The organism is Rhodococcus sp. MEB064 (assembly GCF_000834565.1).
GTDB lineage: Bacteria > Actinomycetota > Actinomycetes > Mycobacteriales > Mycobacteriaceae > Rhodococcoides.
The window spans coordinates 71,219-88,652 of record NZ_JXQS01000021.1 but is presented as its reverse complement, the minus strand read 5'-3'; the positions used below and the strand labels follow the sequence as shown (position 1 = coordinate 88,652).

At 67.6% G+C, this 17,434-nt stretch carries 21 protein-coding genes; 14 read left to right on the top strand and 7 right to left on the bottom strand.

The genetic code is table 11. The annotated features are described in order from the left end of the window. From RU01_RS11675 to RU01_RS11640, 9 genes are all read left to right on the top strand, one after another. Window positions 1-1,218 (top strand): long-chain-acyl-CoA synthetase (locus RU01_RS11675; protein ID WP_042574721.1); only part of this gene is annotated, 1,218 nt, incomplete at its 5' end. A 146-nt stretch (window positions 1,219-1,364) separates the two neighbouring features. Beyond that, entirely contained in the window at window positions 1,365-1,766 is a 402-nt protein-coding gene (locus tag RU01_RS11670) for a hypothetical protein (RefSeq protein ID WP_042574720.1), read from the top strand. Beyond that, on the top strand, window positions 1,763-1,951 hold the full coding sequence (locus RU01_RS11665; protein WP_042574719.1) for a helix-turn-helix transcriptional regulator: 189 nt from the start codon (window positions 1,763-1,765) through the stop codon (window positions 1,949-1,951). The genes RU01_RS11670 and RU01_RS11665 overlap by 4 nt, the downstream gene beginning before the upstream one ends. A gap of 103 nt (window positions 1,952-2,054) precedes the next feature. Beyond that, window positions 2,055-2,867 (top strand): dihydropteroate synthase, encoded by an 813-nt coding sequence (gene folP, locus RU01_RS11660; protein ID WP_082043061.1) that lies wholly within the window; start codon window positions 2,055-2,057, stop codon window positions 2,865-2,867. After that, on the top strand, window positions 2,864-3,826 hold the full coding sequence (locus RU01_RS11655) for a glucosyl-3-phosphoglycerate synthase (RefSeq protein ID WP_042574717.1): 963 nt from the start codon (window positions 2,864-2,866) through the stop codon (window positions 3,824-3,826). The genes folP and RU01_RS11655 overlap by 4 nt, the downstream gene beginning before the upstream one ends. A gap of 19 nt (window positions 3,827-3,845) precedes the next feature. Continuing rightward, window positions 3,846-4,187: a DivIVA domain-containing protein gene (locus RU01_RS11650; RefSeq protein WP_042574716.1), complete on the top strand. Its 342-nt coding sequence runs from the start codon at window positions 3,846-3,848 to the stop codon at window positions 4,185-4,187. Window positions 4,188-4,189: 2 nt separating this feature from the next. Beyond that, the gene (locus RU01_RS11645; RefSeq protein WP_042574715.1) at window positions 4,190-4,756 is read left to right on the top strand and encodes a DNA-3-methyladenine glycosylase I; all 567 of its coding nucleotides are present in this window, start codon (window positions 4,190-4,192) and stop codon (window positions 4,754-4,756) included. A 157-nt stretch (window positions 4,757-4,913) separates the two neighbouring features. Further along, window positions 4,914-5,081, top strand: coding sequence for a DUF3117 domain-containing protein (locus RU01_RS22485; RefSeq protein WP_003406247.1), 168 nt, complete (start codon window positions 4,914-4,916; stop codon window positions 5,079-5,081). Between the two features lie 82 nt (window positions 5,082-5,163). Continuing rightward, entirely contained in the window at window positions 5,164-6,015 is an 852-nt protein-coding gene (locus RU01_RS11640; RefSeq protein WP_042574714.1) for a methyltransferase domain-containing protein, read from the top strand. Here the strand turns inward: RU01_RS11640 and glgA are convergent. Next, window positions 5,976-7,160, bottom strand: a complete 1,185-nt coding sequence (gene glgA, locus RU01_RS11635) for a glycogen synthase (RefSeq protein ID WP_042574713.1) — start codon at window positions 7,158-7,160, stop codon at window positions 5,976-5,978. The two genes, RU01_RS11640 and glgA, sit on opposite strands and share 40 nt — an antisense overlap. 77 nt (window positions 7,161-7,237) lie before the next feature. On the opposite strand from glgA, the gene glgC reads away from it, so the two are divergent. Continuing rightward, window positions 7,238-8,452 carry a glucose-1-phosphate adenylyltransferase gene (glgC, locus tag RU01_RS11630; protein WP_042574712.1) on the top strand — a complete coding sequence of 405 codons (1,215 nt, stop codon included), beginning with the start codon at window positions 7,238-7,240 and terminating at the stop codon, window positions 8,450-8,452. Between the two features lies 1 nt (window position 8,453). Here the strand turns inward: glgC and RU01_RS11625 are convergent, their stop codons facing one another. Further along, window positions 8,454-9,071: an O-methyltransferase gene (locus RU01_RS11625; RefSeq protein WP_042574738.1), complete on the bottom strand. Its 618-nt coding sequence runs from the start codon at window positions 9,069-9,071 to the stop codon at window positions 8,454-8,456. Window positions 9,072-9,281: 210 nt separating this feature from the next. Here RU01_RS11625 and sigE point away from each other — a divergent pair, with 210 nt between their 5' ends. The 4 genes from sigE (at window position 9,282) to tatB (ending at window position 12,272) form a co-directional block, all read left to right on the top strand. Further along, window positions 9,282-9,908 (top strand): RNA polymerase sigma factor SigE, encoded by a 627-nt coding sequence (gene sigE / locus RU01_RS11620; RefSeq protein WP_042574711.1) that lies wholly within the window; start codon window positions 9,282-9,284, stop codon window positions 9,906-9,908. Window positions 9,909-10,028: 120 nt separating this feature from the next. Then, window positions 10,029-10,373 carry a zf-HC2 domain-containing protein gene (locus RU01_RS11615; RefSeq protein WP_042574737.1) on the top strand — a complete coding sequence of 115 codons (345 nt, stop codon included), beginning with the start codon at window positions 10,029-10,031 and terminating at the stop codon, window positions 10,371-10,373. Window positions 10,374-10,382: 9 nt separating this feature from the next. Beyond that, the gene (locus RU01_RS11610; RefSeq protein WP_042574710.1) at window positions 10,383-11,861 is read left to right on the top strand and encodes a S1C family serine protease; all 1,479 of its coding nucleotides are present in this window, start codon (window positions 10,383-10,385) and stop codon (window positions 11,859-11,861) included. 9 nt (window positions 11,862-11,870) lie between these two features. Beyond that, on the top strand, window positions 11,871-12,272 hold the full coding sequence (gene tatB, locus RU01_RS11605; protein ID WP_042574709.1) for a Sec-independent protein translocase protein TatB: 402 nt from the start codon (window positions 11,871-11,873) through the stop codon (window positions 12,270-12,272). Between the two features lie 4 nt (window positions 12,273-12,276). Here the strand turns inward: tatB and RU01_RS11600 are convergent, their stop codons facing one another. The 5 genes from RU01_RS11600 to RU01_RS11580 form a co-directional block, all read right to left on the bottom strand. Continuing rightward, window positions 12,277-13,413, bottom strand: a complete 1,137-nt coding sequence (locus tag RU01_RS11600; protein WP_042574708.1) for an Mrp/NBP35 family ATP-binding protein — start codon at window positions 13,411-13,413, stop codon at window positions 12,277-12,279. 24 nt (window positions 13,414-13,437) lie between these two features. Beyond that, window positions 13,438-14,277 carry a lytic transglycosylase domain-containing protein gene (locus tag RU01_RS11595; RefSeq protein WP_042574707.1) on the bottom strand — a complete coding sequence of 280 codons (840 nt, stop codon included), beginning with the start codon at window positions 14,275-14,277 and terminating at the stop codon, window positions 13,438-13,440. A gap of 149 nt (window positions 14,278-14,426) precedes the next feature. Beyond that, window positions 14,427-15,503: a lytic transglycosylase domain-containing protein gene (locus RU01_RS11590; protein WP_042574706.1), complete on the bottom strand. Its 1,077-nt coding sequence runs from the start codon at window positions 15,501-15,503 to the stop codon at window positions 14,427-14,429. 66 nt (window positions 15,504-15,569) lie between these two features. Further along, complete coding sequence (locus tag RU01_RS11585; RefSeq protein WP_042574705.1) at window positions 15,570-16,151, bottom strand: DUF1003 domain-containing protein; 582 nt, start codon at window positions 16,149-16,151, stop codon at window positions 15,570-15,572. Further along, the gene (locus RU01_RS11580) at window positions 16,144-17,421 is read right to left on the bottom strand and encodes a magnesium transporter MgtE N-terminal domain-containing protein (RefSeq protein WP_042574704.1); all 1,278 of its coding nucleotides are present in this window, start codon (window positions 17,419-17,421) and stop codon (window positions 16,144-16,146) included. The genes RU01_RS11585 and RU01_RS11580 overlap by 8 nt, the downstream gene beginning before the upstream one ends. Between the last annotated feature and the right edge of the window lie 13 nt (window positions 17,422-17,434).

Sequence of the window (17,434 nt, the reverse complement as noted above, 5' to 3'; positions counted from 1 at the left end):
GCCACCACCGAGATCCAGGCGAAGGAGAAGGCGTTCTACATCTTCACCTCCGGCACCACGGGTATGCCCAAGGCCAGCCTGATGAGCCACTTCCGGTGGATGAAGTCCATGTCCGGCCTCGGCAGCATGGGCGTGCGACTGGACAAGAACGACGTCCTCTACTGCTGCCTCCCGCTCTATCACAACAACGCTCTGACGGTGTCGCTGTCGTCGGTGCTGGCGTCCGGCGCCACCCTCGCCATCGGCAAGCAGTTCTCGGTGTCCAACTTCTGGAAGGACGTCCGCGAGAACGAGGCCACCGCGTTCACCTACATCGGTGAGCTGTGCCGCTACCTGCTGACGCAGGACGAGACTCCGCAGGACTCCGACAACACGATCAGACTGATCGTGGGCAACGGACTGCGCCCGGAGATCTGGGAAGAGTTCACCACGCGCTTCGGCATCTCGCGCGTGGCGGAGTTCTACGGCGCCAGCGAGTGCAACATCGCCTTCATCAACGCCTTCAACATCGACCGCACCGCAGGCTTCTGCCCGTTGCCGTACGCCGTCGTGGAGTACGACGACGAGACGGGCAAGGCCAAGCGCGACGACTCGGGTCGCCTGTCGAAGGTCGGTGCCGGCGGCGTCGGTCTGCTGCTGTCGAAGATCACCGATCGCGCGCCCTTCGACGGGTACTCCGACGAGGAGGCGACGAACAAGAAGCTCCTCAAGGACGGCTTCAAGGACGGCGACTGCTGGTTCGACACCGGGGACCTGGTGCGCCAGCAGGGTTTCCGGCACGTGGCCTTCGTCGACCGACTGGGTGACACCTTCCGGTGGAAGGGCGAGAACGTCGCCACCACCCAGGTCGAGGGTGCGTTGAATTCGCATCCGGACGTCGACCAGGCCGTGGTCTTCGGCGTCGACATCGACAAGACGGACGGTAAGGCAGGAATGGCCGCGGTGACGCTGCGCGGGGGCAAGTCCTTCGACGGCAACTCGTTCGCACAGCACGCCTACAAGAACCTCCCCGGATACGCGGTTCCGCTGTTCATCCGCGTCGTCGAGTCCCTCGAGGCCACCTCGACGTTCAAGAGCAAGAAGGTCGAGCTCCGCAAGATCGGCTACGGCGACGGTGACGGCGACCTGTACGTCCTGAAGGGCAAGTCCGGCGGATACGTCGAGAGCTACGACGGCTACGTCGACGAGGTCGGCGCCGGAAAGCTGCCCAAGGGCTGAACCCTTAGCGGTCGGGACATGTGTGAAGTACCCTTCTCATGTGAAGGGTACTTCACGCTGTCGACCGGAACGAGGTCTCCATGAACACTGCCGAGAGTCGAAGCCGGTGGGGACGCACGAGACTAGGCTCGCGGGACGTCTCGGCCATGGCGGTTTCCGTCCCGTCCGGCATCGTCCTCGCCGCTGTCATGGGCGCTCTCGCGGTCTCGGTCGGCATGGCCGGCTCGGACGCCCTTGTCGGTTTCCTGGTGTTCTCGTTCTGCCTCGCTGCGCCGTGCGTCGGTGTCGTGTGGGTGTCGGTTGTCGACCGCGCGTCGGTTCGCGGCGCTGTGGTGCACGAGGAGGAGTCGGTCGAGTCCTCGTGGTACGGCCGAGCAGCGGCAGGGTCTTTCACCGACGTCGTCGCATTCGCCGGTCTCGGAGCTGTGGTCCTCACTGCGGTCGGAGACAGTGTGGACGGCTCGCTGGTGATGGCGAGTGTGGTCGTCGCGGCGGCAGTCAGCTTCGGTATCCGCTACGGCATCGCCGCGCGACGATCCACCCGGTGAAGAACTCTCTCCCGGAGCTTCGACGCGCCAGGCAGTGGTCGCAGCAGCGTCTGGCCGACGAGGTCGGAGTGTCCCGTCGCACCATCGTGTCCATCGAAACGGGCAAGTTCGACCCGTCGCTGCCGTTGGCTTTTCGGCTCGCCGCGACGTTCTCGCTGCGCATCGACGACATCTTCGAGCCCTGAACGGGTGACCGGGCATCATGGTGACGTGAGCGAACCCGGCGCGACCGTCATCCCGAACTCGACATTGTGCGGCAAGCCGGTGGCTACGGACCGGGCGCTCGTCATGGCCATCGTGAACCGCACACCCGACAGCTTCTACGACCAGGGCGCCACGTTCGGCGACGACGCGGCCATGGACGCCGTACGCCGCGCGGTGGACGAGGGCGCCGACCTCGTGGATATCGGGGGAGTCAAGGCCGGACCCGGCGCCACCGTGGACGCCGAGGAAGAGACGCGGCGGGTGGTGCCGTTCGTCGCCGCGATCCGCGCCGCGTACCCGGATCTGGTCATCAGCGTCGACACCTGGCGAGCCGACGTCGCGCGTCTCGCCTGCGCCGAGGGCGCGGATCTGATCAACGACACCTGGGCCGGTGCGGATCCCGAGCTGGTGCACGTCGCCGCCGAGGTGGGTGCCGGCATCGTCTGCTCGCACACCGGCGGCGCCGTCCCGCGCACCCGTCCGCACCGCGTCCGCTACGCCGACGTGGTGGCCGACGTGGTCGCCGAGGTGACCCGTTCCGCGGAGAATGCGCGTGCCGCGGGGGTCCGACTCGACGGAATCATCGTCGATCCGACCCACGATTTCGGGAAGAACAGCTATCACGGGCTCGAACTGTTGCGTCGGATCGACAGTCTTGTAAACACCGGATGGCCTGTGCTGATGGCGCTGAGCAACAAGGACTTCATCGGGGAGACTCTGGGTGTAGGACTTGCCGAACGCTTGGAGGGAACGTTGGCCGCGACAGCTTTGACGGCATCACAGGGCGCTCGGATGTTCCGAGTGCACGAGGTGGCAGCAACGAGACGGGTCGTCGACATGGTGGCAGCGATAGCCGGCACCAGGGCACCCGCGCGAACAGTGCGAGGTTTGGCATGACACTGGCAGGCATGATCACCCCGGCGACCGACTGGGACCGCATGAACAGTTGGGACAGCCCGTCCTGGACCCTCGAGGAACTCGAGGCCGCGAAGGGCGACCGCACCGTGTCCGTCGTCCTTCCCGCGCTCAACGAGGAAGAGACCGTCGCCGGCGTCATCGACACGATCAGTCCGCTGCTCGGACGCATCGTCGACGAGTTGGTCGTCCTCGACTCCGGCTCCACCGACCGGACCGCGATCCGGGCGACGGCGGCAGGCGCCACCGTCGTCTCGCGTGAGGAGGCCGTTCCGGAACTGGTACCCGCGCCGGGGAAGGGCGAGGTGCTCTGGCGTGCGATCGCCGCCACGACGGGTGATCTGATCGCCTTCGTGGACTCGGACCTCATCGATCCGGATCCCCAGTTCGTTCCCAAGCTCCTGGGCCCGCTTCTCACGACGGACGGTATCCACCTGGTCAAGGGTTACTACCGACGACCGTTGGCAGGATCGGCGGAGGCTCACGGCGGAGGCCGGGTCACCGAACTCGTCGCCCGACCGCTGCTGGCCGCGTTGCGACCCGAGCTGGGTCGCGTCATCCAGCCTCTGGGCGGCGAATACGCGGGTACTCGGGAACTCCTGTCCTCGGTGCCGTTCGCGCCGGGCTACGGAGTCGAGATCGGCCTGCTGATGGACACCTACGACCGTCTCGGGATGGACGCCATCGGTCAGGTGAACCTCGGAGTCCGCCGCCACCGCAATCGTCCGCTCGTCGAACTGGGCGCGATGAGTCGCCAGATCGTCGGGACGATGCTCGCCAGGGCAGGAATCCCGGATTCGGGCGCCGGTCTGACGCAGTTCGTTCTGGACGGGGAGACGTTCGTTCCCTCGGTCACCGATGTCTCGCTCGCCGACCGGCCGCCGATGCGAACCGTACGGCCGTGGGTGGACAAGACCTGGGTGGACAAGACGAGGGGTTGAGGCGTGGCAGGATCGCCTCATGGTGACGATCCTGCTGTACGTCGTCGTGATCGCCGTCGTGGCGGTGGCTCTGTTCCTTCTCGCGTCCGTCGTCTTCGGGCGTGGAGAAGAGATGGAACCGCTGCCCGAAGGCACCACGGCAACTGCTCTGCCCGCACGCGGTATCGCGGGACGAGACGTGCGGGCTCTGCGGTTCTCGATCACGCTGCGCGGTTACGACGCCCGTGAGGTCGATTGGGCGCTCGATCGTCTGGCTGTCGAGTTGGACAGTCTGCGGTTGCGCCTGAAGGAGCAGGAACCGGCGGCGCCCGTCGACTCGGGTGCGGAACCGGCGGAGGTCACCGAGGAGCCACCTCGGTGACGATGCCGGGCTCCGACGGCCGCATCCGCTGCGCGTGGGCGGGGGACCCGTCGCTGGACCCGCTCTATGCGGCGTATCACGACGACGAGTGGGGTGTTCCCGTCCACGGACGCTCCGCGCTCTTCGAGCGGATCACCCTGGAAGCGTTCCAGTCCGGCCTGTCGTGGATCACCATTCTGCGTAAGCGGGAAGCGTTCCGGGCCGCCTTCCGCGGGTTCGATCCCGCGCTGGTCGCACAGTTCGGCGAGGACGACGTCGAGCGTCTGATGTCCGACAGTGCGATCGTGCGCAACCGAGCGAAAATTACTGCGACAGTGCGCAATGCGCGGGCCGTCGTGGATCAGGACATCGATCTGGACGCGGTGCTCTGGTCCTTCGCGCCACCGGCACGACCGCGGCCGTCGACGCTGACGGATGTCCCGGCGGTCACGGCGGAATCGACCGCGCTCGCTCGGACTCTGAAGAAGGCCGGGCTGTCGTTCGTCGGACCGACGACCGCCTACGCACTGATGCAGGCGACCGGAATGGTCGACGACCATGTCGCCGACTGCTGGGTTCCGGCGCGCTAGTACACACCCGCTCCACCGCTGTTCGAGGGTGTCCGTTACCCGCGGATCCGGAGGATAGGGAACAATAAGTTCACGAGCCTCGTCGGACCCCGCCGAGGCGCGACCGAATTGATGCAGCGCGCAATGCAGGTCAGCGCAGATCTGGAGGGAGCAGAGAATGGCGGCCATGAAGCCCCGGACCGGGGACGGTCCGCTCGAGGCGACCAAAGAGGGACGAGGAATCGTCATGAGGGTTCCACTCGAAGGCGGAGGACGCTTGGTCGTCGAACTGACTCCCGACGAGGCGGCAGCCCTGGGCGACGAGCTCAAGGGCGTCACCAGCTGAACACCGGCACTCCCTGCGAACGGCCCCACCGACCGGTGGGGTCGTTCCTTTTTCCTACCGCGCGAGGCAAGGAGGGCATCGGATGAACGACGACGCGGTTGCTCTCCTGATGTGTCCGCACTGCGGAGCGGACCTCGAGTCGGACGGTACGCAGGTGCTGTGCGATCGCGGGCACACCTTCGACGTGGCGCGGCAGGGTTACGTGAGCCTGCTGTCCGGCTCGGGAGGGAAGATCGTCGGTGACTCGACCGAGATGGTGGCCGCTCGCGAGCAGTTCCTCGACGGCGGGTACTACGACCGCCTGATGGACGCTGTGGCCGACGCGTGCGTTGACACTCGGACGGTGCTCGATATCGGCGCCGGGACGGGCCACTACCTTGCCCGCGCCCTCGATCGTGCCGGAGCGACCTCGGTGGGCATCGGACTCGACGTGTCCAAGGCGGCCGCACGGCGTGCAGCACGCGCACACCCCCGCATCACCTCGGTCGTCGCCGACGTCTGGAACCACGTACCGGTCCGAACGGAGAGTGTCGACGTCGTTCTGTCGGTGTTCTCCCCCCGCAACGCTGCCGAGATCCACCGCGTGCTCACTCCCGGGGGGCGCCTGGTCGTGCTCACGCCGACCGATCGTCACCTCGTGGAGTTGGTGGACGATCTCGGTCTCGTCCGGGTCGACGAGAACAAGACACGACGACTCGGCGACACCCTCGCCGGACGGTTCGAGCGGGAGCAGCGCACCGCGGTCACGTACCCGATCTCCCTGGGCCACGACGAGGTCGCGGCCGTGGTGGGAATGGGCCCCTCCGCCCGGCACGTGTCCGCCGACGATCTGCGAACACGTGTCGAGGCGATGCCGACTCCCCGCGAGGTCACCGTGTCGGTGACCGTCGGGGTCTACGCCCGCGCTGCCGCGACGTCGACGGCAGCCGAGTAGACCTCCATCGTCTGCTGGGCGATGGACTCCCAGGAGAACTCCGCGACCGCGCGTTCACGCCCGGCGACTCCGTACTGCGCAGCCCGCGATCCGTCGGCGACGAGAGCATTCACCGCGGCAGCCAGGTCGGCCTCGAAGGCGGCCGTGTCCGCGGCGTCGTAGTGCACCAGCGTTCCGGTGGCGCCGTCGACGACCACCTCGGGGATGCCTCCGACGTCGGACGCGACGACGGCCGTCTCGCACGCCATCGCCTCGAGATTGACGATGCCCAGCGGCTCGTACACGGACGGACACACGAAGACCGTTGCTGCCGAGAGGATCTGACGGATCTGCTCGGTGGGAAGCATCTCGCGGACCCAGAACACGTTGCCGCGGCTCTCGATCAGCGCGTCGACTGCCTGCTCGGTCTCGGCGGCGATCTCGGGGGTGTCGGGAGCGCCGGCACACAGCACCAACTGGATCGACGGGTCGAATGCGTGCGCGGCAGCGACGAGGTGCCCCACGCCCTTCTGCCGGGTGATGCGGCCGACGAAGGCGACGATGGGGGCATCCGACCGCACACCGACGGCGTCGAGGGCGGACGGCTCGCCGTCGGCTGCGCCACCCGCATGCCAGACGTCGGTATCGATTCCGTTGCGGACGACGTGAACCCGCGCCGGGTCGATACCCGGGTAGCAGTCCAGGACATCGGCCTTCATCCCGTCACTGACGGCGATGACGGCGTCGGCGTTCTCCATCGCGTTGCGCTCGGACCACGACGAGACGCGGTATCCGCCGCCCAACTGTTCCGCCTTCCACGGCCGACGAGGCTCGAGGGAATGCGCGGTGAGGACGTGGGGGATGCCGTAGAGCTCGGCTGCGAGATGACCGGCCAGTCCGGTGTACCAGGTGTGGGAGTGCGCGATGTCGGCGTCGCCGGCAGCATTCGCCATCCGCAAGCCGGTCGACAGCGTCGTGAGCGCCGGATTCGCGTCGGCCAGTTCGGGGTCGGGGGAGTGCACGGTTGCCGTGTCGCGCGGTGCGCCGATGCAGTGCACGTCGACCTCGCACAGGGCGCGGAGTCGCTCGACCAACTGCGTCACGTGGACGCCGGCGCCGCCGTAGATCTCAGGTGGATATTCCTTCGTCATCATCGCCACTCGCATGAGACGAACGTAACGCGTCGGGGTGCATTCGGCCTATACGTAGCGATTGCTCGTCACAACCGGATAGGTTGACTGTTGTGAGGACCCAGCCGCATGTACTCGGGATCGTGCTCGCCGGCGGCGAGGGCAAACGCCTGTATCCGATGACCGCTGATCGAGCGAAACCCGCCGTCCCTTTCGGTGGCGCCTACCGCCTCATCGACTTCGTGCTCAGCAACCTGGTGAACGCGGGGTATCTGCGACTCTGTGTTCTGACTCAGTACAAGTCGCACTCGTTGGACCGCCACATCTCTCAGACGTGGCGACTCTCGGGCTTCGCGGGTGAGTACATCACTCCGGTCCCGGCCCAGCAGCGTCTCGGACCGCGCTGGTACACCGGCAGCGCGGACGCGATCTTCCAGTCGATGAACCTGATCACCGACGAGGATCCCGAGTACATCGTCGTGTTCGGCGCCGATCACGTCTACCGCATGGACCCCGAGCAGATGGTGCAGCAACACATCGACTCGGGTGCGGGCGTGACCGTCGCGGGCATTCGTGTACCTCGCAGTGAGGCAACGGCTTTCGGCTGCATCGACAGCGACGCGTCGGGCAACATCACCGAGTTCCTCGAGAAGCCGAAGGACCCGCCGGGTACCCCCGACGACCCGACCATGACGTTCGCGTCGATGGGCAACTACGTGTTCACCACCAAGGTGCTCGTGGACGCCATCCGCGCCGACGCCGAGGACACCGACTCCGATCACGACATGGGCGGCAACATCATTCCCGCTCTCGTCGCGGCAGGGATGGCGTCGGTCTACGACTTCAAGGACAACGTCGTTCCCGGCGCCACCGAGCGGGACAAGGGTTACTGGCGCGACGTCGGAACACTCGACGCGTTCTACGACGCCCACATGGACCTGGTGTCCGTGCACCCGATCTTCAACCTCTACAACAAGCGCTGGCCGATCCGCGGATCCGCGGACAACCTCCCGCCCGCCAAGTTCGTCCAGGGCGGCCTGGCGCAGGAATCCATCGTCGGCGCGGGATCCATCCTGTCCGGTGCGACCGTGCGCAACTCGGTGCTGAGCTCGTCGGTCATCATCGACGCGGGCGCGACGGTCGAGGGAAGCGTCATCATGCCGGGCGTGCGCATCGGGAAGAACGCCGTCGTGCGCAACGCCATCCTGGACAAGAACGTCGTCGTCGGCGACGGCGAGATCATCGGCGTCGATCGCGACCGCGATGCGGAGCGGTTCAACGTCAGCGCCAACGGCGTCGTCGCCGTCGGCAAGGGTGTCTGGATCTAGGTCACTCCGGCACGCGCGAGGCGCACAGCAACCCGTCGCCGAGCGGGAACACGACGGCCGTGAGGCTGTCGTTCTCCGCGATGGCACGTGCCGCGGCACGAACCGCCACCGTCGCCTCGTCGCGTGACGACGCGTCGGCCACCCGCCCACCGAGCAGCGCGTTGTGCAGGATCAAGGCTCCGCCGGGGCGCAGCATCCGCACACCCTCGGCGACGAACCCGACGTGGTCACGTGGGGTGGCGTCGATGAACACCAGGTCGTAGGACGCATCCGCCAGGCGGGGGAGGACGTCCAGTGCGCGGCCGTTGATCAACCGGGTGCGGGACGCGGCGATACCGCCGGATCGGAACGCTTCCTTCGCGGCCCGCTGATGCTCGGGCTCCGTGTCGATGGTGGTGAGAACACCGTCCGACCGCATGCCGTCCAGCAGCCACAGCCCGCTGACGCCGGCGCCCGTGCCGACCTCCACGACGGTTCGCGCACCGGACAACTGGGCCACCATGCTCAGCACCGCGCCGACCGAGGCGGGGACGGGGGCGGCGCCCAGATCGACGGCCCTCTCACGGGCGGCCAGCAGGACCTCGTCCTCGACGACGGATTCCTCGGCGTAGTGCAGCATCTTCGCGGCGTCGACAGTCACGCGAAAACCCTAACGCGTCGTGACCACTCACGTGTCGGCCTGTGAACTCTCAGCCGACACTCAGCCTCTTCACACGGGTCGCACACATGTCCGCGAGAGAGTTGACCTCACGAGAGTTCGCCACAGCTTCGGTCGCGTGCAGAACGGGTACCGGAACAACTCGGACCGAACAGGAGTTCACCGATAGACATGATGACCGACCCGCGCGAACACGCCGACCTGACGACACCGGTCGAGACCGAAGAGCTGTCCGGAACTGCTGTCTTCGATGCCACCGGCGATGCCACCTCCATGCCGTCCTGGGACGAACTCGTACGCGAGCACGGCGACCGGGTGTACCGGTTGGCCTACCGCCTGTCCGGCAACGCGCAGGACGCCGAGGACCTGACCCAGGACACGTTCATCCGGGTGTTCCGGTCCCTGCAGAACTATCAGCCGGGAACGTTCGAGGGTTGGCTGCACCGCATCACCACCAACCTCTTCCTCGACATGGTCCGCCGTCGAAACCGCATCCGCATGGAGGCGCTGCCCGAGGACTACGACCGCGTCCCGTCGGACACACCCGACCCCGAGCAGATCTACCACGACGCACGTCTCGATCCGGACCTGCAGGCAGCTCTCGATTCGCTGGCACCCGAGTTCCGCGCCGCTATCGTGCTGTGCGACATCGAGGGCCTTTCCTACGAGGAGATCGGCGCGACCCTGGGCGTGAAGCTCGGAACCGTCCGGAGCCGCATCCACCGAGGCCGACAGGCTCTCCGCGACCATCTCGCCACGAGCCGCGAGATGCGGGCATCGCTCACACCGTCGGAGTGACGCCGCAGTAGTACCGTCGTGACGGTGACGTCGGTGCCTTGCCGGGAACTTCCGCGCGGTATCCGTCGTTAGTGTTCGAGTACGTGACCACATCCGGACGTGCGTGAAGTGGAGGTAGGAATGACACGGGCACGCGAACCGCGACAGTTCAGCCCCACCGATCACCTCGCGAGCGAGGCGATCGCCGCCTACGTCGACGGCGAACTCCGCATGAATCCGTATCTGCGGGCCGCGCACCACGTCTCCGAGTGCCCGGCGTGCGCCGCCGAGGTCGACGCCCAGCAGCAGGCGCGAATCGCTCTGCAGGCCTCGCCCCATATGTCGATGCCGTCGTCCCTTCTCGGCCTGCTGAGCCAGATTCCGCAGTGCACCCCGCACGACACGACGCGTCCCGAGCCGTCCTTCGGTTCCGGTCTCCGCCACGGCCTGGGGTCGGTCGTCGGCTCGCGCTTCCGTCGGCGGTAGCGTGCACAGGTGACTCCAGCCGACGAGTACCGCCCCACCGGCGACAGCAAGGACGACGCGGACACACCGCGACTCCCTCCTCGTCCGCTCTACCGTCCGACCATCGACTCGCACGTCGTCCGTGCGTTCGGTCGGCCGCACGGTATCCGTGACTCCTTCGGCGACGACCGGACTCGTCGCCGTGAATCCCCGTCCATCCGTGTCGGTGCGCCCGACCCTGTGTTGACCGAGGCCTTCGGTCGGCCCCCCGGTGTCGCCGAGTCGCTGGTGCGTGAGCCGGAGGCGCCCGAGCCGGCGTCGGAACCGGCTCCCGAAAATCCCTGGCGTATCCCGTCGTCCCGCGTGATGTCGGTGTCGCCCGCCGTGGACGAACCGGAGCCCGCCCCTCTCGCACCCGGCACCAGGATCGGCGCGCGCGAGGTGCTGTTCGGACGCCGAGTCTCCACGGGCGCGCTGGTGTTGCTCGCCGGGGTGGCTCTCGTCATCGGTCTGCTGGGCGGCATCGTCGGCAGCATCGCCGCCGATCTCGGAGGTTCGCTCACCAGTTCCCGCGTCACCCTCGAGCAGGGCGGGAGCGAGTTGCCGCAGGGTCAGGTGGCGCGTGTCGCCGAGGCGGTTCTCCCCTCGGTCGTCTCGGTCCAGGAGACGTTCGGCGGCAACGCCGGCACGGGCTCCGGAGTGGTCATCGACGGCAGCGGCTACATCGTCACCAACAACCACGTCATCTCGATGGCGGCCACCAATCCCGGTGCGACACTGAATGTCACGTTCTCCGACGGCACCAAGGTGCCCGCGCAGATCGTCGGGCGCGACACCAAGACCGACCTCGCCGTACTCAAGACGGATGTCGCCGATCTGACGGTGGCGCAGCTCGGTAAGTCCTCGGACGTCGCGGTGGGCGACGACGTCGTCGCCGTCGGATCGCCGCTCGGTCTGAGCAAGACGGTCACGCGTGGCATCGTCAGTGCACTCGATCGTCCCGTCCGTCTGTCGGGAGAGGGCACGGATACCGACGCGGTGATCGATGCCGTGCAGACCGACGCCGCCATCAACCCGGGCAACTCGGGTGGTCCGCTGATCGATGCGGAAGGTCGCGTCATCGGCATCAACTCGGCCATCCGCAGTGAGAGCGGGGGATCGGTCGGGCTCGGTTTCGCCATCCCTATCGACGACGTCACCGAGGTCGCGCAGTCGCTGATCCGCACCGGAACCATGACCCACCCGGACATCGGAGTCAGTGTCCGCTCGGTGGTCAACGACGCGCTGACCGGTGCCGAGGTGGCCAACGTGACCGCCGGTGGTCCGGCGCAGCAGGCCGGGATCGCCGAGGGCGACGTGATCGTCCGCGTCGGAGACCGCACGGTCAGCGGCGCCGACGAGCTCACGGTCGCCGTGCAGGAACAGCAGATCGGACAAGCAGTACAGGTTCAGCTGGTTCGGTCGGGACGCACTGTGGACGTGTCCGTCACCCCGGTCTCGGATGCGTAGGCTGTAGGGGTGTTCTCGAACATCGGCTGGGGCGAGATGATGGTGCTGCTCGTCGTCGCACTCGTCGTCCTGGGCCCGGAACGACTTCCCGGCGCCATCACGTGGACGACGAAATCGCTGCGTCAGGTCCGTGACTACGCCAGCGGCGCGAGTCAGCAACTCAAGGACGAGCTGGGCACGGACTTCGACGACCTGCGCAAGCCGCTCGCCGATCTGAACCAGCTGCGCGGCATGAGCCCGCGCGCGGTGATCACCAAGCACCTTCTCGACGGCGACGATTCGATCTTCACCGGCAAGTTCGACGAGAAGCCGCAAACTCCGGCCGGCGGTTCCACGCCGAACATGAGCAAGTCGCCCGGCGCACCGCTCCCCACCGGGGAGCGGCCGCCGATCGATCCGGACGCGACCTAACTCGTCAGAGGTGCCGGGTGGTGTCGATGCCCAGGCTCATTCCGGCCAGTCCGCGGCTGCGCACGGACAGTTTCTCGGCCACCTCGATCATCGCTTTCGCCGCCGGTGTCTCCGGTGCGCTCAGCACGATGGGGATACCGGAGTCGCCGCCTTCGCGCACCGCGGTGTCCAGGGGAATCTGGCCCAGCAGTGGCACTTTCGCGCCCACGGCGACGGTGAGGCGCTCCGCGACGGCCTGTCCGCCGCCGGTGCCGAACACGTCCATGCGAGTGCCGTCCGGGAGTTCGAGCCAGGACATGTTCTCCACGACGCCCACGACCCGCTGACGGGTCTGCAGCGCGATGGCGCCGGCACGTTCGGCCACCTCGGCCGCCGCCTGCTGCGGGGTGGTCACGACCAGGATCTCCGCGCCGGGAATCAGCTGGGCGACCGAGATGGCGACGTCGCCGGTGCCGGGCGGCAGATCGAGCAGCAGGATGTCCAGGTCGCCCCAGAACACGTCGGCCAGGAACTGCTGCAGCGCACGGTGCAGCATGGGTCCACGCCAGACGACGGGAGTGTTGCCCTGGGTGAACTGGGCGATCGAGATCATCTTCACGTCGTGCGCGACGGGCGGCATGATCATCCGCTCCACCTGCGTGGGCCGCGCATCGGTGCCGAGCATGCGGGGGACGGAGTGCCCGTAGATGTCGGCGTCGAGGACACCGACCGACAGGCCCTTGGCCGCCATGGCCGCTGCGAGGTTGACCGTGACACTCGACTTCCCGACGCCACCCTTGCCCGAGGCGACGGCGTAGACGCGCGTCAGCGATCCGGGCTGGGCGAACGGGATGACGGGTTCGGCAGAATCACCGCGCAACGACTTGCGAAGTTCCGTGCGCTGCTCGTCGTTCATGACGTCGAGTTCGACCCGGATGGCGCCGACTCCCGCGACGTCGGCGACGGCCTTGGTGACGCGGTCGGAGATCTCGGTCTTCATGGGGCACCCGGCGGTGGTGAGGAAGATTCCGATGTCGACGGACCCGTCCTCGCTCAGAGCGACGCTCTTGACCATGCCGAGTTCGGTGATGGGCTTGCGAATCTCGGGGTCGTTCACGCGCGCGAGTGCGCTACGAACGTCCGATTCGGTGGCTACGGGCATGCCCCGATGGTAGGCGTTACCGGCTCAGTGAATTCGGGGCAGGTCCGCTTCGGCGGGGGCGATGCCGGTGGAGTACGCCACGGACCAGGCGACGACGTTCGCGACATAGGCCATCGAGTTGTTGTAGCGGAGGATGGCGCGCGTCGCCTGCAGCGGGTCGGCCATGTTCAGGCCTCCGTCGCAGAGGTACTTTCCGGTGGTCGCGGCGCTGTCGAAGAGGTTCTGGGGGTCGGCCTTGCCGTCGCCGTTGCCGTCGGTCGCGTAGTGCTTCCAGGTTTCCGGGAGGAACTGCATCGGCCCGACCGCGCGGTCGTAGGTGGCATTGCCGTCCAGCTCGCCGCCGTCGGTGTCCATGATCACGTTGTTACCGGCCAACGATCCGTCCAGAACGGGACCGAGGATGGGTTCGAAGAGGGTGCCGTCGGCTCCGGCTGCTCCGTCGTTGGCGTGGGTGGACTCGACTCGACCGATGCCGGCGAGCAGCGCCCAGTTCATCGAGCACCCGGGGGTGCTCTGTGCGAGCAACTGCTCGGCGCTCCGGTACGCGGCGACGTTGATTCCGGGCACTCCGAGGGGTCCGGCGGCGAGACTTTCCGGCAGGGCGGGCGCTGCGGGAGGGGGAGGCGAGGCGGGCGCGGGCTCGGGGGCCGGAGCGGGGGCGGGTGCCACGGCCACGGCCGGCGCGACGACCGAGGGTTCGAGCACGGACTCGTTCGCGGCGGCACGGGTCTGCAGGAACGGGATGTCGGCGCTGGCCCCGTATCCGCTGGCGACCGTGATGGCCCCTGCCGGAATCAGGCCGGTCAACGCGATGACCGTGTTCCGTCGCACTGTGGAAGACGATCTCTTGCGGTGCCGACCCACGGATACACAACCTCCTCGCCCTCGCGAGACTTGTGATCCGCGACGACTTCTCCGTCCCGATTCGGGACTCTCCGACATTTGCTTGCCGGGAGCGAGGGTACCTGATCCGTTGCCGTTCCGTTACCTCACCGTGATGAGCGAGACCTCCGTCACGGAGTGGTGACGGGTGTTGCCTGCTCGGGAGGGGCCGGCGGCGCCGGCGGGCACAGCAGGCAGGGAATGGTCGGCAGCTCGATCACCGGCAGCGGAGGCAACCCGGGGATGCCGAAGGCCGGTGGCTGCTCCACGGGCGTCAACGGCGCCGCGGGAAGGGCTTCCGTCGTCGGTGCCGCCGTCGTGCTCGGATCCGTGACGGACGCGGTGGTCGAGGCCGCCGCAGCCACGGCGAGAGCATCGGCCGGAGAAGGCGCAGCCTCGCCGATACGGCCGACGACGGGGGTGCCGCCGCCGGAGTACGCGGCCGACCACGCCAGCACGTTGGCCGTGTAGGCCGCCGAATTGTTGTAGCGCATGACGGCGGTGGTGGCCTGCGCCGGATTCGTCATGTCGAGGCCACCGGAGCACAGGTACTTGCCGGCCCCCAGTGCCGCGTCGAAGACGTTGTTCGGATCGCTCTTGCCGTCGCCGTTCCCGTCCGAGGCGTAGCCGGCCCAGGTCGCCGGGATGAACTGCATCGGCCCGACGGCTCGATCGTGGCCCGGATCGCCGTCCAGCGCGCCACCGTCCGTGTCGGTGATGACGGCGTCCGCGGCGGACCGACCGTCGAGAACCGGTCCGAGCACCGACGTGATCGTGGTGCCGCCGGCATCGGTACGTCCGCCGCCGGCATGACCGGACTCGATACGGCCGATCGCGGCCAACAGATGCCACGGCAGGTGGCATCCCGGTGTCGTCGTCGCCATCTGTGTCTCGGCGGACCGGTAGGCCTGCAGCACCAGCTCGGGAATTCCGAGTGCACCGACCAGGATCGACGCCAGCGGCGCCGCGGGTGCCGCCGGGGCTCCGGCAGGCGCGGCGGCCGGTCTGGGCGAACGGAAGACCACAGGAGTTCGGTCTGCCGGCTCGACGAGCCCGACGGACGTGTCCCGCGAGGGAACTGTGCGCACACTCTCCGATGCCGTCATCGCGACAGGAGCGTGTGCGGAACTCGGGGTGGCCGATCCCGCGGCCACCGTCACCGCGCTCAGAACCAGGATGGATGCTCCGACGATTCCACCGACGCGCATATGGACAAACCCCCACGACAACTCGTCTGCACACTCACCGAGACCCGACGTGCAGTGTGACCGAGGTTACCGTCGCGTGTCTTCGCTGTGGTCGAAACGAGTTGTTTGGTCGTCCACGGGCTTCTTGCGAGTCTTCTTGCGCGCCTTCTGTTCCTCCGCCGCGGCCGACGCCGGGTCCAGCAATGCGGCCCGGAGGTCGTCCAATTCGCGTCGGAGGTAGTCCCTGGTGGCCACCTCGCCCACGGCGATGCGGAGCGCGGCCAGTTCCCGTGCCAGGAACTCGGTGTCCGCCTTGGTCTGCGCGGCGCGTGAGCGATCCTCTTCGAGCGACACGCGGTCACGGTCGTCCTGCCGGTTCTGCGCGAGCAGGATCAGCGGTGCGGCGTAGGCGGCCTGGGTCGAGAACGCCAGGTTCAGGAGGATGAAGGGGTACGGATCCCACTGCAGGCTGACCGCGAAGACGTTCAGCAGGATCCAGACGATCACGATCCCGGTCTGGATGGCCAGATAGCGGCCGGTGCCGAGGAACCGCGCGACGTTCTCGCCCGTACGGCCGACGGAATCGACATCGAAGTCGATCTTGAATCGTCGCGAGCCGCGCGGGGTGTCGAGCCGCTGACGGGCTGTCGCCGTCGACTTCTCACTCATGTCCCACGTGCTCCTGTTCGCGCCAGTCGTCGGGAAGTAGATGATCGAGGACGTCGTCCACGGTGACCGCGCCGATGAGATGCTCCTCGGCGTCGACCACCGGACCGCACACCAGGTTGTAGGCGGCGAAGTATCGGGTGACCGCCGCCAGGTTGTCGTCCGGGGAGAGCGTCGACAGCGTCGTGTCGATGACACCTCCCACCAGACTCGCCGGGGGTTCTCGGAGCAGCTGTTGCAGATGCACGCAGCCGAGGTACCGGCCGGTGGGCGTCGCGGTGGGCGGCCGGACGACGAACACCAACGACGCGAGCGCCGGGGTCAGATCCGGGTTGCGGGCGCGGGCCAGTGCCTCGGCGACCGTCGCCGACGCGCTGAGCACGACGGGTTCCGGAGTCATGAGGCCGCCGGCCGTGTCCGGTGAATGCTCGAGCAGTCGGCGCACCGGTTCGGAGTCCTGCGGGTCCATCAGTCGCAGAAGGGATTCCGCTTCCGTCTCCGGTAGTTCTCCGAGAAGGTCGGCCGCGTCGTCGGGATCCATGGCCTCGAGCACGTCCGCGGCGCGGGCCGGGGCGAGTGCCTGCACCAGGTCGATCTGGTCGTCGTCGGGCATCTCCTGGATGACGTCGGCGAGACGCTGATCATCCAGGGCGAAGGCCACTTCGAGACGTCGCTTCTCCGGAAGGTCGCGGATGGCGTCGGCGACGTCGGCCGGACGGAGTCCCTCGAACTGCTCCAACAGCTGCGAGACTCCCTGGCCCGGCCGCGACAGATCCGACTGCGTCAGCCCCTGCACGTTCTGCCAGTCGATGACGTGCATGCTGCCGCGTCGACCCAACCGAGTGCGGTGGGGACGGACGGCGACGCGGGAGATGACCCAGTCCCGCGTGCGAGTCTGCTCGATACCGAGATCGACGACCACCGAATCGACGTCGTGGAGATCCTCGGCGTCCGGATCGTCGGTGCGCACACGGGAATCGAGCACCTGTGCGAGAGCCAACACCTCGCCCGGGCGCTGGACGAAACGGCGCATACTGACGTTCCCGGTGGTCAACGTCACCGACGTCGGCTCGATGGCGGTGACACGCAGCATCGGGACGAAGATCTTGCGGCGCGTGGCCAGGTCGACGACGAGCCCGAGCACGCGCGGTTGCTGGCGGCCGACGCGAACCGTCACGACGATGTCGCGCACACGACCGATGCTCTCGCCGTCGGGTCCGAGCACCACGAGGCCCGCGAGCCTGGCGGCGAACACCTTGTTCACTGCTGCCATGGCCGCAACACTA